The 15,548-nt window shown below is 45.9% G+C and carries 11 protein-coding genes; 6 read left to right on the top strand and 5 right to left on the bottom strand.

What is annotated here, in order from left to right; translation table 11 throughout:
- The first annotated feature begins 428 nt into the window (after positions 1 to 428).
- Both P5V12_RS17140 and P5V12_RS17135 read left to right on the top strand, forming a co-directional pair.
- A complete protein-coding gene (locus P5V12_RS17140) occupies positions 429 to 1,625 on the top strand; it encodes a glycoside hydrolase family 18 protein (RefSeq protein WP_316954316.1) in 1,197 nt (398 codons plus the stop codon).
- A gap of 642 nt (positions 1,626 to 2,267) precedes the next feature.
- On the top strand, positions 2,268 to 4,082 hold the full coding sequence (locus tag P5V12_RS17135; protein ID WP_316954315.1) for a glycosyl hydrolase family 18 protein: 1,815 nt from the start codon (positions 2,268 to 2,270) through the stop codon (positions 4,080 to 4,082).
- 113 nt (positions 4,083 to 4,195) lie between these two features.
- Here P5V12_RS17135 and P5V12_RS17130 read toward each other — a convergent pair whose 3' ends face one another.
- Positions 4,196 to 4,513 carry a hypothetical protein gene (locus P5V12_RS17130; RefSeq protein WP_316954314.1) on the bottom strand — a complete coding sequence of 106 codons (318 nt, stop codon included), beginning with the start codon at positions 4,511 to 4,513 and terminating at the stop codon, positions 4,196 to 4,198.
- A 68-nt stretch (positions 4,514 to 4,581) separates the two neighbouring features.
- Positions 4,582 to 6,225, bottom strand: coding sequence for a M20/M25/M40 family metallo-hydrolase (locus P5V12_RS17125; protein WP_316954313.1), 1,644 nt, complete (start codon positions 6,223 to 6,225; stop codon positions 4,582 to 4,584).
- Positions 6,226 to 6,650: 425 nt separating this feature from the next.
- Between P5V12_RS17125 and P5V12_RS17120 the strand changes: the two genes are divergently transcribed.
- On the top strand, positions 6,651 to 7,337 hold the full coding sequence (locus P5V12_RS17120) for a GntR family transcriptional regulator (protein WP_316954312.1): 687 nt from the start codon (positions 6,651 to 6,653) through the stop codon (positions 7,335 to 7,337).
- Positions 7,338 to 7,362: 25 nt separating this feature from the next.
- Here the strand turns inward: P5V12_RS17120 and P5V12_RS17115 are convergent, their stop codons facing one another.
- Together P5V12_RS17115 and P5V12_RS17110 are read right to left on the bottom strand one after the other, a co-directional pair.
- Positions 7,363 to 8,475, bottom strand: coding sequence for a DNA alkylation repair protein (locus P5V12_RS17115; RefSeq protein WP_316954311.1), 1,113 nt, complete (start codon positions 8,473 to 8,475; stop codon positions 7,363 to 7,365).
- Between the two features lie 44 nt (positions 8,476 to 8,519).
- Positions 8,520 to 9,683 (bottom strand): HD-GYP domain-containing protein, encoded by a 1,164-nt coding sequence (locus P5V12_RS17110; protein WP_316954310.1) that lies wholly within the window; start codon positions 9,681 to 9,683, stop codon positions 8,520 to 8,522.
- A 257-nt stretch (positions 9,684 to 9,940) separates the two neighbouring features.
- Between P5V12_RS17110 and P5V12_RS17105 the strand changes: the two genes are divergently transcribed.
- The 3 genes from P5V12_RS17105 (at position 9,941) to P5V12_RS17095 (ending at position 14,596) form a co-directional block, all read left to right on the top strand.
- Positions 9,941 to 10,981, top strand: coding sequence for a GGDEF domain-containing protein (locus tag P5V12_RS17105; RefSeq protein WP_316954309.1), 1,041 nt, complete (start codon positions 9,941 to 9,943; stop codon positions 10,979 to 10,981).
- 68 nt (positions 10,982 to 11,049) lie between these two features.
- The gene (locus tag P5V12_RS17100; protein ID WP_316954308.1) at positions 11,050 to 11,787 is read left to right on the top strand and encodes a hypothetical protein; all 738 of its coding nucleotides are present in this window, start codon (positions 11,050 to 11,052) and stop codon (positions 11,785 to 11,787) included.
- 97 nt (positions 11,788 to 11,884) lie between these two features.
- The gene (locus P5V12_RS17095; protein ID WP_316954307.1) at positions 11,885 to 14,596 is read left to right on the top strand and encodes a bifunctional acetate--CoA ligase family protein/GNAT family N-acetyltransferase; all 2,712 of its coding nucleotides are present in this window, start codon (positions 11,885 to 11,887) and stop codon (positions 14,594 to 14,596) included.
- Between the two features lie 150 nt (positions 14,597 to 14,746).
- Here P5V12_RS17095 and P5V12_RS17090 read toward each other — a convergent pair whose 3' ends face one another.
- Positions 14,747 to 15,223, bottom strand: coding sequence for a SymE family type I addiction module toxin (locus tag P5V12_RS17090; RefSeq protein ID WP_316954306.1), 477 nt, complete (start codon positions 15,221 to 15,223; stop codon positions 14,747 to 14,749).
- Positions 15,224 to 15,548 lie beyond the last annotated feature (325 nt).

Genomic DNA, 15,548 nt, shown 5'->3' with positions numbered 1-15,548 from the left:
CGGCCATTCCCCCCTTTCTTCCAATATACCGCTGAAATTCTATCCGCTTTTTTCTTATTAGGTTTTTGGAAGTTCGTTTCAGCAAACAAAATTAATCGAAATAAGCGCGTGTGTGAGCGATATAGTATTTCTTTCAGGTTGGCTCGAATGAGATTGGATTTGGTGGTTGAGCTTCAAATTTCTCAAAATTCATGAAGGATCAGATCTCATTTCCGGATGCTAAGTGTTTGATTCATCAGGAAAAAGCAATACTGTTGGTGAAGGGTACACGGAGGACATATAGATTTGTCTTCCCCAATATGGAAGGATTTTGATCTGGGAAACTGGGTTCTTGTGGTGTGGGTATTGCCGAATGTGGAAGCGGCTTCTGGAGGATTAGGTTGCCGCAAAAATTTAAACACTTATTTAAATTTATGAGAGATGAAGCTTTGTCTAGATGTCGTGTTCCTTACATGGTGGTTCTGCTTTTTGCATTCTGGAGTACAACGCTGTGGGCGGCAAAAAGCACGAGTGATACAGAGCTCGAGTCGGGAAAATTACTTGTTGGCTATTTTCCTCAGTGGAACGCCTATAGCGAGCGTTATGCACTAAAGGAGCTGCATGAATCCGGTGTGGCGAAGCGTTTAACACATCTGGTGTATGCATTTGGCAATGTGGTTAATGGCCGTTGTGTCCTGGGGGATGAATATGCTGATTACCAGTTGTTATTTCCGGCGGGAAAAAGTCTGAGTGGTACTGCTGATTTGGACTCCGACAAACAACTTCATGGTAACTTCGGTCAGTTACGTCGCTTTAAAGAGTTATACCCGGATATAAAGGTTTTATATTCCTTTGGTGGTTGGTCATGGTCCAGTGGTTTTGGTGAGGCTGCTGCATCGCCGGAAACATTTGCGGACTCCTGTTACAAGCTGATTAATGATTCCCGCTGGCGGGGTGTATTTGATGGAATTGATATTGACTGGGAATACCCAAATACCTGCGGGCAAAGTTGCGATAAAAGTGGTTTTAGTGGTTACCCAAAATTAATGAAGGCTCTGCGTGAGCGATTCCCGCAGCAATTGGTGACCGCTGCATTGGGAGCCAGCGAAGAAAAGCTGAAGGCGGCCGACTACGCCAAGGCTGCGGAATTTATCGACTTTTATATGTTGATGACCTACGACTATGTTGGTGATTGGATGAAGAAAGGGCCGGTAGCGCCACACTCTGCTCTTTGGTCTCATCCGTCAATCGGCAAAAAACATGGTGATCACAGCATTCAACTGCTTACCCAGCTGGGTATAGATAAAAATAAAATTCTCCTTGGTGTTGGTTTTTACGGCCGAGGTTGGGATGGCGTCAACTCGTTCAAAGCGGGGAGCCGGGCTAAGTCTCCGGCAGCGCCAAAAGGTATGGCTCAATACCACGAGCTGACTAAAAAGAATTGTCAGAACTCGGGTTTGATTGCTGGCGTTGCTTATGCTTACTGCGATAAAGAATGGTGGAGTTTTGATTCTCCCGCCAGTCTTCCCGAAAAAGTGGCCTATGTAAAAGAAAAAGATTTAGCCGGTATGTTTGTGTGGGAGATATCTGGCGATACATCGGATGCGAAGTTAATGAAATCCATTGTGAAAGCCCTCAACGAGTAACCCCTTGTCGGTTTGTTTGCTGCCCCCGCAATTGCGGGGTTTTTTTTAGGTATATTCTGAGGGTTAACTATTTCTGCGGAGGCGAGTGATATTCTGTGTGCGTGGATTCTGAAGTGTTAAAAAACTTTGTCTTAAAGGTTGGCTATATCAGCCTTCTTTGTTTGTGCATTTTTATATGTGTGTACGGTTTGTACTTTGGAGTGTTCTATCTGTGCGATTTCATGGGGGATGGCTGGTGTGATTTGTCGCAATTAAACTCCTTTGATATATCCGTTTATGAATGGTGAGTAATTTTTGGTTTTTTCTTATTATTATTTTATTGTTACTTTATATTTGTTTTTGACGTTTTAGTTGATATAAAAAATTATTTTTCTACAGCATGGTTGCAAATAAAAATAGTGTAGTGCAAGGATCGGCATAATCTCTGTTTTGGACGTTTGTTCGATATAGTGTCGTTAATGAATTGTTCGGTTTCGACCTCTTTTTATCTGTCTATAAATTATTGAATATGGTTTTGCGTAAGCGATGTTGATCAGTGTTTACGTAATTTAACTGTATGAAATAAATTCTCACGTATGTTGTTTGATTTTGCGTATGCGCTAAGCAATGTGTTCGTGAGTATTCTGATGATGAGAGGAAAATATGAAAAATAATCCAATAAAGCGGTACTCTCCCACGCACCTGCATCGGTGTGTTTATCTCTGTGCGTTGCTGTTCTTAAGTATCTTTGCAACGCACTCATTGGCTGCAACTAAGGTGGTAGGGTATATGCCATCCTGGAGTGGTGACGCCGCCAGTATTCAATATGAAAAGCTAACCCATATTAACTATTCATTTTCGCTGCCAGATAATAATGGAAATATTAGTGCGGTACCTAATGAGGCAAAACTTCGCGATATTATTGCGCGAGCAAAGAGTCATAACGTTAAAGTGTTGTTGGCTGTCGGTGGTTGGAACGATGGAAACGACAGTGCTTGGGAAAACTTCACTAATTCCGATTGGGCAATTAATAATTTCGTGAACGATGCATTATCTCTCGTTGAAAGCTATGGATTGGATGGTATTGATTTGGATTGGGAATACCCTAGTGCTCAATGGAAATGGAATGCTCTGGTAAATAAACTGGCACCCGCGTTAAAAAGTCGAGGCAAATTATTGACCGCTGCTGTTGCGGCAAATGGTGTAAATGCCGATGGCGTAGGTGATACATCGCAGTTAGATTTTTTGAACTTGATGGTATACGACTGTAATTGTCCAACCAATGCGCCGATGTCCTATGCCCATGATTCTCTCAGCTACTGGACTGCTCGAGGCGTGCCATTAGAAAAACGCATTTTGGGCGTTCCCTTTTACAGCACCGATAGTGACGAAGCCAGCTTACGGCAAAAAGCGGTTCTTGCTCGTGAGCAGGCCGGTGGCGTTATGATTTGGGAGATTTCCACCGACCCTGGTTATTTACTGGCAGCAATCGTGAGTGAATTGGGTGGTGATGGGACGTCTGCTGGCACATGTTCCGAGTGGTCAGCGGGAACAGCCTACTCTCAGGGCGATGTCGTCTCCTATAACGGCGGTTACTATCTCGCCGAATACGATAACCCTGGCTACATCCCTGATGTCAGCACGTGGTTCTGGGAGCCTACAGATGGAGCACAGTGCAGCGGTTCTGGAAGCGGTGGTTCTGGTTCCAGTACATGCCCCGACTGGGCTGAAGGTGCTTGGTATAACGCTGGTGATATTGTGCTGTTTGACGGTGCATACTATCTGGCCGAGCATGAGAACCCCGGGTATATCCCCACCGTAAGCACTTGGTTTTGGCAACCTGATTCGGGTACATCCTGTACCAGCGGCGGTGGCAGCAGCAGTGGTGGTGGGCAAGAGAGTTGCCCCGGTTGGTCTGAAGGCAGCTGGTACAACGCCGGTGATACCGTCGAGTATATGGGGCAGTATTATGTGGCTGAACATGAAAACCCTGGCTATATCCCAACCGTCAGTACCTGGTTTTGGCAGCCTACAAACTCATGCTCAGGTGGTGGAACAGGCAGTAGCTCCAGTGGTGGTGTGAGTGATTGTGGAAGCCAGTGGTACACCGCGCGCTTAACCAACTATACCTCCTACCCGGATCCGGGCAGTGAAGAGTGCTTGGAATACAATGGCTGTACCTGGGCAGGACAGTTCTACGGTTTACCTGGGCAACAATCCGAATCCTGGGTGGCGGACAATAACATTATTGCGGTGCACATGAAGGACTGGGAATGGATGGGGCTGAAAAATGTGCATCTCCGTCAGGGTAGTAACGAGATTGTGGCCAAGGTTTATGATGCCTGCTCTGACTCGGACTGCGACGGCTGTTGTACCAATAATCTGGGCGGGGATGGCTTCTTGATTGATATTGAAAGCTACACCATGAATCGGTTTGGTTCCGGCTCTGGAGAAGTTGAGTTTCAGGTCTGCCCTTAATCTGCAGGTGTGATTGCTATGGCGGCAGGGGTGTCGCCATACATTATTTAGTCATTGTGTATTTTTGATTGTCAAAAAATACGTATGTCACAGCTCTTTCTGCGAGCTATTGTTTAGTCTTCCCATACCCAGCGAACGGGTTCGCCAAAATCGTCGGTTATCAGCTTTTTCTTTGGCTTTCTGTTTCTGGTGGTTATCGGTTTGGCGTGTTTGCTTTTTTTCCGTGCTTCCAGTGCCTTGACCACTTCGGTCACGGGTGTGCGTGTTTGCGGAGCGGAATCCGATGTGGTTTTGGCGAAGAGATTCTCGTTGGCCAGGTTGCCGCTTGTTCCTCGGGGAACCTCATTCACTTCGCCCCCGGAATTGATAAAATCATCAATCTGTCGATTGATTTCATTTCTTATCTGCGCTTTGGTTTTTGGCGGTTTCATAAATGCTGTTCTGGCTGTCGAGAGTTTGGCCCTTTGCACTGTCATTATAAGCGCAAAAGGCCAGAAGTTTACTCTCTAGCCAAGCTTACCGGGGACTGAATTAATTCTTGCAGGAAATGGGCGTACAACACCGCATTACGCGTGAGGGAGGAAACGGGCATCCGCTCGTTGACGCTATGAAAGTGCACGCCATCCGTCGATGCTTCCACCGGCCCATATGCAATCAGGTTCGGTGCCGATTTGACTTGGGTTGTTGCGGCTATTGGAATCAAGGGTGCGTCTACACCGGTAACGGTTTTAAAGCTTTGCTGTGCTGCTTTTAACAGAGGGTCGTCCGCCTGATAGTAGTAGGCATCGAACATGGGTTGAGCTGCGCTGACACTGCCGCCAAATTGCGCAACTGCGTTACCAGATTTCTGCAAAATCTCCTGATTAGTGTTAGCTATGCCGGTTCTGTAATTGATGTTAAAGGCAATGCCGTTAGTGTTTTGCTCGATCACGCTTAAGCATGCGGTGGTATCTGCGGCTTCGGCAATCGACTTTTCAGTGTTCAATTGGAAGTTTGAGCCATCCGTGTTCATTGCAATGTTGCCTGCAACAAACTCAGCCGCTTTGGCATAGTGGTTTTTTGTCAAAGTTAAGCGGTTCAGTACCAGAGCCAAATCAACAATCGCATTGCGGCCTTTTTCTGGCGTGCTGCTGTGTCCTGCAATACCGTGTGCGACAATAACAAGATTACCGTTTAACGGTGGTGTGGTGATTTGGTTTGGAAATTCCTGGTTAAATGCATTGAGATCGTACACCTTGATATCTGCAGAGCATTCATTGCCAGAAGCTTCTGTACAGTCTTTGCTTTTGGGTGGAAAATTTTGTTGTACATATTGCGCAGCGTCGAGGATTTGTTGTCGAGCGGTGTCAACGGAGGAGGCATATAAAACTGCAATCGATCTATCCGGAATGGAGTTGACTGCGTTGCCACCCTGCCAGTGTGTGATGGTGTTTTCAGACTCTTCTGCGGTGAGTGTTTCAAAAAGGTATTTCGCATCCAGGTATCCGTTTTCCGCGCGAATAATATAAATTGCATCAGGGACGATGCCGTAGGTTGGAGGTTCCTCTTCCGCAAAATATTTTGTTGCTGCACCGAAACCGGTTTCTTCCTTTGTGGTGAGGATGATGCGTAATTTTCTGGAGAAGGTGGAGTCGTTATCAATCAGGATTTTTGCAGCCCACATCGTACCAACAACACCTGCTCTGTCATCCTGAGCGCCACGCCCCCAAATTACATCGTCGACAATTTTTCCTTCATATGGTGGATGTTGCCACTGGCTTTCATCTCCTGCTGCAACGATATCCAAATGCGCAACTACGCCGACAACTTCCTCGCCCTGACCATACTCTAAAATGCCGACCAATCCATCAGCGGCTGTGCGAGTTGTGAAGCCCATGCTTTCCGCTTTACGAAATATTTTTTCCATCAGCGCTTTAGTTTCAGGCAGCAGAGGTTGGTTGGCTTGTTCAATTGATTTGTAGGTGATCAACTCTGAGAGAAAGCTTGCCATTTCCGGTGTGTGTTTTTGCGCTTCGTTTTTTATTGTTTCGAGGTCTACTGTGTGAAGCGTTTTCTCCTGGCAACCACTAAGTAAAGTAAATGTGACGAGCAAACACAAGATATTTACTATGGGGTTGAAGGAAATTTTATTTGAATTTTGCATATCAAATCCCTGCTGTTATAAAACTGTAACCATGAAATGGGTGTTTAGATGCGTAAATGTATACCTTGCTAACTTCTGAATCTAGAACAAATGCACGATGTATATTCGGATAAGTTTTAGAGTGCATGTTTTAGTGGATAAAACTGATGTATTTTGCTCTAAATGAGCACAATAATTTTTCAAACTGGTACTTAAGTCTGTATGGTATTCAGCTAATTTTTAAGAAATGTCGAAGTGTTCAAAAAAACCAGTCATCTTGAGACTGATTTTTAGTCAAATATCCACAAAATGAGATACGCATCGAATATTTATTCTTGAAAGAAAATGTTACAATAAACGACAGCTTAGTTATTTGAGATGGATCTTGATAAGCCGTGCATTTTTGGCACATAACTTCATACAACTATAGACATAATAAAAACAGCATGAATAATTCAGTCGCAGATCACGACACCGGTATCTCTCTCGTCGAGCAAGTTTACCGGAAAATAAAAAATAGCATCCTTTCCAATGAATATTCTCCAGGTTACCAAGCACTAGAACCCGAAATCGCCAAAGACTTAGGGGTGAGCCGTACTCCCGTCAGGGAAGCCCTTATCCGTTTGGAAGCGGAGAAGCTTATTGAACTTATTCCCCGTCGAGGGATGCGAGTTCTTCCACTTTTGCCTACAGATATTATCGAAATTAATAATGTTCTGACTGGCTTGGAGTTAACCGCTGTGGAAGCCCTTGCAAGTAGAAAGCCGAGCAAAGATGTATTGCAACCCATGCTTTCTGCCCTGGACGAAATGGATGCTGCAATTGTTGAAGGCAACTTGTCTGTATGGGCCGATGCCGATGAAACCTTCCACCGTTTGCTGGTTGCGCTGTCTGGCAATCGTCGTCTGGCAGGTTTGTTGGATACAGTTCGTGCGCAAGTGAGCCGTGCTCGTAAGATTACATTAAAGTTACGTAATAATTTACGCAATTCAAATGTTGCCCACCGAGCTTTGTATGAACAACTTCTTGCCGGTGATGTAGAAGAAGCGAAAGCTGTTCATTACGCACACAGAAAGAATGTTACCGAAGAAATTACCAAGATTTTGGAAACCTACCAATTTCCTCATCTTTAAGGTAGTTCACCCTTCTCTAATTTACTTAAAGAAGGGTGAATTCTGCTCCCCCTAACATAACGCCATTTACCAATACCGATAAAGCGTGTTTGCCAGGATAGTATTTACGCGTGGTAATGGGTTTGAATGAATGCTGTTTGGAAATTGTGATCTGCTCACCTGCGCCAAGGGTGATTTCCCGCAGCTTGAAAACTTTTGCCGATGTTGTGCCATTTGCCTTCATAAAGTGAATGGCGTAGTCGACGACCAGTTTTTGCTTTTTGTTTTCCGCTGTCAGTGAGAGATCAAACTCGAGCGTGTCCCCAACTCGTATGTTACGTTTTTTGATAGTGCATTTTGCCAACGATATCTGTGGCGAAGCTTCGAAACCAAGAAGCGGAAAGACTCGATTGTCTCCAGCTTTAATCAACGTACGCAGTGCGTGTTTGACAATCCATTGCGTATTCGGATGATTATTTTTTTGCCACCGTTTACACAACTTAATCACTTGATCAGGATGATCTTTACTAATGTCATTCAAATTGTTGGCAACGGATTTTCTTACGTATTCACTCTCGTCATTTTTTAGTTTTTCCAATAAAGGAAATATGGGAGCCGGGTCAGCAACCAGTTTTTTTAAACGAATTCCCCAGGGCAAGCGTGGACGACAACCTTCCGACGCGAGTCGGCGCAAATGATAGTTTTTCGATTCCGCCCACTGTTGGGCAACGGCAAACGTTTTCTCCGGGTTTTGTTGATAGAACGGGCGAACAGCAAATTCTGCAGAGAATAAATGCGTTAATCGAGCGAGCAGATCAAGCGAGAGATCTTCGTCTTCAAGACCGTGTTCGCCAATGTAGTCAATCACCGGCCAGGCGGCAAATCCTCTAAGGGGATCATCTTGCTCGCCAAAATCCCAGACGTTTGGCAGTTGCTTAAGCACTCGATAGGTTTTGCTAAAAGGTTGGGGAAGGAATGTATACAGATGGGCAATGACATGATTCACCCGTTCCTTTAATTCGAGAGTGTCCAGTTCCTTACATACCTGTTGGCGAAAATCATTTGCTGCAAAAGGTTTATGAACTTTGCTGAGGCTGGCGGCAATTCGTTGTATTGCAACACTATTCAAGCCGTCCTTCATAAGTCTGTTTTCGGTCATTTGCACATCCTTCTATTGACCGAAAAGAGTAGCGGAGTTGTGGCTTAAAGAAAATCGTTTACGCTGATTCCATACTCATCTGGTGACACCGCACTGACAATTTTTACGTCTGGGGTAAGTTTTGCCAGGTTTAATACCTTACTTTGTTCGAAGTGCTTGTGGCGTTTATTGTATATGGACTTTACCACGGGGGTTGTTGAGTCGTTTGGATTGGTGGTTATAACCACCGCCAGGCGCCCGGTGTTCAGTTCAACCAAACTGCCCACAGGGTAAACACTCATACAGCGGATAAACTGATAGACCAGACTACTGTCCAATTCACTTTGGCTGAGCTTCAATAATAACTTCATGGCTTCTGCCGGAGGCATACCATCGTGGTAAACCCGTTTGGCTGTTACTGCATCATAGACATCGACAATTGATGCAAGGCGACCATATATCGTGATCTCTTCGTCGGAAAGTCGGTTCGGGTAACCATTGCCATCCAGGCGTTCGTGATGCTGACCACATATGGCAAGTGCGATTGGATGAATGCCCTTGGATTTCTCCAGAGTTTCCACACCATAATTGACGTGACGTTTCATCTCCTCCCACTCTTCTCCAGTGAGTTTACCTGGTTTGTGTAACACGTGATTGGGAACGCGAATTTTACCAATATCGTGCAGCAGGGCGCCGGTTACCAGCTGATGTATCTCATCTTTGGCGTAGCTGAGATGCCGTGCAAAAACGCCCATTAAAATGCCGACGTTAACCGAGTGTTCCAGCAGGTACTTATCCTTCTCGCGAATTTGGCTTAAGCAGAGCAGCGCATTGGGGTTATTCAATACAGAGTTGTTAATTTCGTCTGCCAAACCTTCAACTGGGCCTACGTCAATGGCTTTGCCCATTTTGACGTCGTTGAGTAGATTCGACACCAACGAGGTGGCTTCGTTATATACCCGTTTGGAGTTTTCCCTTTCTTCACTGAGGCTTTTGCTTCCGCTCGGTGGGGTATGGCTGACAACGGGTCTGGCGTAAGGGGAATCCTGTCCTTTATCCGTATCGATAAGCACTTCTTGGGTTTGCTTTTGCTTGAGTTTGTCTATGGTGTCCTGTCGGTAGATAAACCCCTTGGCCTGGAGTTGTCCATCAGCGATCCCTTCTGTTTGCTCGGTAACATACATACCGACTTCAAGGTGCTGTATTGATATGCGTTTTATTCCAGTCATTGATGGCTAATTCATTACCATGTTGCATAAGCGTGTGAATCCTTAATCAGTATAGCAATGGAGGCAGACACGATAAGTAACTCTGCGGTATAACCGATCGCATTTACTGTGGTTAAGCGAATAGATAGAAGGTGCGTTACTCTCGCGGAGTTGGCTTTGATTGGTAAATCGAAGGCAGTCCAAGCTCAGATTGGCCTCCTGTGTTTCTGTGTCTAAACTGATAATAGACGCCAATTGCTTTGGAGCCGGGTGAGTGCATGACTGAACATAGTCTATTGGAATCCGTTGTTCATATTACCGAAGAGCGCGATAAACGCTCATTGGGGCGAGTGCTTATCGAAGTGCTTGCAGATTTTATCGACTTTGACGATGTGATTCTTTTTATCTTGCCCGACCAGATCGAGCCTGAGTATATCGAGCAGGTTGCCTCCATCCCCAAAGATGCACGCATGAATAGGTTAAGCCCGATCACGTCGGACTATGGCGAAAAGCGTGTCTACCTTGATAGTTCGATGCGTCATTGCATTGCTGCCTGTGCGGTTATTCATGGTGACGCAGGAGGCGCTTCGCGGGTGTTGTTTCCGCTGGTGGTTAACCAAAAAGTTGCCGGAGTGCTCGACCTTTATGGTGCTGAGTTGGATCACGCCGCCGAGAAAATGATCCAGGGTTTTATTCGTATATATTGCAACTTCGTGGATGTTCTTGATGACAGTGAACGGGATGCTCTGACTGGTTTGTATAACCGCAAAACCTTTGATGCGAAATTCTCGGACCTGGTTGTTACTGCCGGGGCTGAAACTAGTAAACCATTTCGAGATGGGGAAGAGCGTCGATTAGGCATCACGGCAGAAAGCTATTGGTTGGGCATTCTGGATATTGACCGGTTCAAGCAAATAAATGATTCCTTTGGTCATCTTTACGGTGATGAAGTCCTTCTGCTGTTTTCTGACATTATGCGCGAATCCTTCAGAACCAACGACCTGCTGTTCCGCTACGGTGGAGAAGAGTTTCTCGTCGTGTTATCGCTTTGTTCCGATGCGGATGCGATTCTGGTCTTTGAACGTTTTCGCAACGCCATCGAGAATCGAATTTTTCCCCAGGTTGGAGAAATAACCGTCAGTGTCGGTATGACCAAAATTGCTCCAGAAAAACATCCATCATCCATTATTGAAAAAGCAGACAAAGCGCTTTATTTTGCCAAGGAGCACGGGCGGAATCGGGTGTGTGCCTATGAGAAACTGGTTGCCGATGGTTTGATCAAAGAGCGTGGTGTTGCGGACGATATAGAACTTTTCTAAGCGTCGCTTACGCTCTCCAACTACTGCCTGTTCAAAAAATAACATTTATTCTTCTATTTGGAGTGCGTATGACCCCCAGGCCTTTTGCTCCGGCTTTGCCTCACGGCGAAATTCGTCAGGTGATGGAAAATACTTATTTTGTCACCGGTACCTTTAGTATGTCTGGCCCGGTAACATTTCGTTTCAGCCGCAATATGGTGGTTCTTCGCAACGGCGAAGAGCTAACACTTGTTAACACTGTCCGGCTGAACGACGAAGGTTTACAGCAGTTGGATACATTGGGACAAGTCAAACACATTATCCGCTTGGCGGGTTTTCATGGTATGGATGACCCCTTTTATAAAGAACGCTATGGGGCAAAGGTGTGGTCTGTTAACGCGCCCTACGCCAAAGGCACATCTACCCGTCCGAAAGAGGATGATATTTATTTTTCTCCTGACGAGTACCTCACCGCGGAAACGGAGTTGCCTGTTGCCAATGCAAAAATTATTGAGTTGAACAGTCAGCCTCCAGAGCTATTGTTATACCTGGATTCTGCGGGTGGAACCATCGTGGCCGGTGATTGTTTACAGCATTGGCATAAAACAGATGAGTATTTTAATTTTGCAGCCAAAGCGTTTATGCATTTGATGGGGTTTATCAAGCCATACAATATTGGTCCAGGTTGGTTGAAGTTTGCCAAACCAGACCGAGAGCAACTTAAGGCGGCGTTGTCGGTAAAATTTAATAATGTCTTGCCTGCTCATGGAGACCCGGTACTGGGTAATGCGGATAAACTTTATCAACCAGTAATTCATGGTCTTTAGCGGCTATCGTGATTTGATTTGGATACCTTTTCTTACTGATGTGCTGTAATAGAATCATAAACATTGTCTGGGCATGGCACACGGGGCACACACTCTTATGACTTTAACTCATATTCGACAGCTACTCGCGCCTTCCTCTGTTGCCGTTATCGGCGCTTCCAACAGGCGGGATCGTGCCGGGCACGCCGTAATGAGAAATCTGTTACAGGGCGGTTTTGCCGGGCCAATTATGCCCGTTACCCCAAAATACGAAGCGGTAAACGGGGTGTTTGCCTACAAAACCATAGATAGCCTGCCCATCGCGCCCGATCTGGCCATTATCTGCAACCGGGCTGAACGTGTTCCCATGTTAGTCGAAGAGTTGGGAAGAAAAGGGTGCAAAAGCGCCATTGTGATTGCCGCGGGTTTAACCGGCATCGTGAATGAAAAAGGACAAAGCCTGCAGCAGGAAACCAAGGAAATTGCCAAGCGTTGGGGGGTAAGCCTGTTTGGTCCGCACTCGCTGGGAATCATGGTGCCCGAAATTGGTTTAAACGCCAGCTATGCGCATACCACAGCACTGCCTGGCAAGCTGGCGTTTGTGTCTCAATCCGCAGCTGTCTGCGCAACAATTCTGGATTGGGCTCAACCCCGAGGTATTGGCTTCTCCAAGTTCCTATCGGTGGGGGATGCAGCGGATATCGATTTTGACGAACTGATTGATTACCTCGGGCAAGATCCACGAACCCGCGCGATTCTTTTATACATTGATGTTATCCGGGATGGTCGGCGTTTTATGTCTGCGGCACGTGCTGCATCGTTTCATAAACCCATCATCGTTATTAAGGGCGGACAAACGGCAACGGGAACCGAAATTGTTACCCACGGCAGTGAAGACATAACCTGTTTGGATGCCGTCTATGACACGGCGTTTCGACGAGCCGGTATGCTGCGGGTAAGCGATTTTCGCGACCTGTTCACCGCCGTTGAAATTCTGGCTCACTCCAAACCATTAAACAGTGAAAAGTTGACATTGGTTGCAAACGGTATCGGCCCGGTAGCGCTGGCGACCGATACGTTGGTGCAAAAAGGTGGACGTTTAACCACGTTAAAAAAACAGACCATCGAAAAGCTGAAAGAGGTCATTCCCCAAGGTGGTCGGTATGAAAACCCGGTCAATTTATTGGGGGACGCATCGCCCGAACGCTATGCCGAAGTCATCGAAATTCTGATGCAGGCTGAAGAGGTGGAAAACCTGGTTATTCTGCATTCCCCTTCTGCCCTTCGAGCCAGTGAATCCTACGCGGAAAAAGTGATCGCCACGATTAAAAAAGTCCCTGAGATCCGACGCCCCAGTGTGCTAGTGAACTGGGCGGGTGAACTGGCGGCACAGAACGCCAGGAAAAAATTTAATGCTGCCAACATTCCTTCATTTCGAACACCGGAAGCGGTGGTGACTGCGTTTATGCATATGGTGCAATACCGCCGTAACCAAAAACAATTGCTGGAAACACCGGAATCGACCGAACTGAACAGTCAGGAAGATACCGGCTTGGCAAAAGACATTGTCAGCGTTGCTCTGGATCAGGGACGCACATTCCTGGAACCGAGCGCCTGCAGTGAATTGTTACATGCATACGGTATTCATTCGGAAATCACCCGTATTGCCGAAACAGCAGAGGAGGCCGCGGACGAAGCTGATGCGATGGGCTATCCGGTTGCGCTAAAAATTCTATTTAAAGATATGTCTTCCAATGCAAACCTTGGCGATGTGGCGCTGAACCTTAGTGACCGGAATGATGTGTTGAATAATGCAAAGGGAATGCTGGAGCGTGCGCGAAAAGTTTATCCCGATGTTGAGATCGATGGATTTTCGTTGCAGTCCATGGCGCGGCGACCAGGAGCGCACCACTTGCGTATCTGTGTGAAAAATACACCAGTGTTTGGACCTGCGATTTTTCTTGGGGAAAGCAGTCGAGGCTGGGACTTGGCTCGCAGTGCAGTTGTAGCGCTTCCGCCCCTAAACATGGCGCTGGCACGCTATTTGGTCATTCAGGCCTTGGCGGAAGGCAAAATTCGCGAGCGACATCTTAGTGAACCTTTGGATCGGCAGGCTTTATGTTACCTGTTAACTCAGGTTAGTCAGCTTATGGTGGACAACCCGAATATCTCCGAGCTGGACATCAACCCCATTCTGGCAACCAAAAATGACTTGATCGTGATGAATTGTCACATTCAGATTTCGCACGAAAAAAATGAGTGTGCTATTCGACCGTACCCGAAAGAGTTTGAAGAAAAGTACATCATGCGTAACGGGGAAGAAATTCTTTTACGGCCGATTCGACCGGAAGATGAAAAACCCCATGAAAAATTTGACCAATCCCTGACGAAAGAAGATCGCTATCAACGATATTTTGGGGAAGTCCCCTTGCTGGATCATGAAAAGCTGGCGTTGATGACGCAAATCGATTACGACCGGGAAATTGCCTTTATTGCGACCAGTCATGACTTTGACGGCCATCCGCAAACGCTCGGTGTTGTGAGAGCGAAAATGGACCCGGATAATATTGAAGCCGAGTTTGCCATTATTACGCGCTCGGATATGAAAGGTTTGGGTATTGGCAAAAAGTTGATGGAAAAAATAATCGACTACTGTCGTCAACAAGGAACCCGGATTTTAATGGGCGTCACCCAAACTCAAAACACCGGTATGGCAGGTTTGGCCAGACGTTTAGGCTTCACCGTTAAGCACGATTTTGAAGAAGGTGTGATCAGCATGCGGTTGGATTTGCAAAAGCAGCTGGAAAATAATTCCCCAGAAGAAAAATAATCTATTTTTCTATACAGTTTTTATTCTTGGTATCAGTCCACCTGTATAGCAGGTGGATATGTGTCAATGGCTTATCTTTTAACGAGCGATTCGTTACGAATATCGATCGAGTCCGCCACATCCTGTTTTCTGTGACAGTAACTCTTAAGCTTACGAATTGGAATTGTCTTCGTTACTGCCTTTATGGGCTGTAAGAACCAGGCTATTTTCTATGACTTCCACGGTGAAGTAGGTGCCTACAGTAAAGCCTGCTTGTTCGAGCCAATATCCCTGAAGATAAACCACGGGAACCTGACGCTGGCGGGTAATCGTTTTAATGGGGGGATATTGGGTATAGATAACTTTTTCAGTTTTGGGGGAGCCGCTTTCTTTCTGTTTGGTTCGGTATTCGTCTTTGGGTTCAGAAATTTTGCGCTGTGTGGTTGTTTGCCAGTAGAACAACACGGTTTGCTGTTGGGGGTTGTCCTGGTTGCTATCCCTGGGTAAAAGCAATGGAATAAAGGGTTCGGTCGTTTCACTCTTTATGCAGGATAGGAGTGGTTGAAACTGCAGATTACTTTGGTCGAGCCTGGTGTATTGAACGTTTGAGTTGGAGGAATATCGAGTGTTGTTCTGTTCCAATAACATATACATGCTTCCTTTCTGGCTGATGCCATTCTAACGCTAAGTGGTGTAATTTTTGTTTGAGTGCTCGTTTTCTATTGTAGTTTTATCTTTTGAGTTTTTCAATAAAATACTGTATTAATTTACAGTATTTGTGTTGGTGTTTATATCACCTTACTCGGTGTCCGGTTGTCTCTTGGTTAAAGGTGATGGGTTGCTCGGTTTTGATTGTTTTCGTTCTGCTTGTCTTATTCGTGATCTGATGTTCTTGTTTTTATTGTTCCTGGTTGGGCTTTTTGTTTTTCTGGTGACCTATTTCATGAAGGCTTTATATATTTCGATATGACAT

Origin of the sequence: Teredinibacter sp. KSP-S5-2 (assembly GCF_032773895.1) — a bacterium.
In the GTDB taxonomy this organism is placed as follows: domain Bacteria; phylum Pseudomonadota; class Gammaproteobacteria; order Pseudomonadales; family Cellvibrionaceae.
This window is presented reverse-complemented; position numbering and strand designations above follow the sequence as displayed.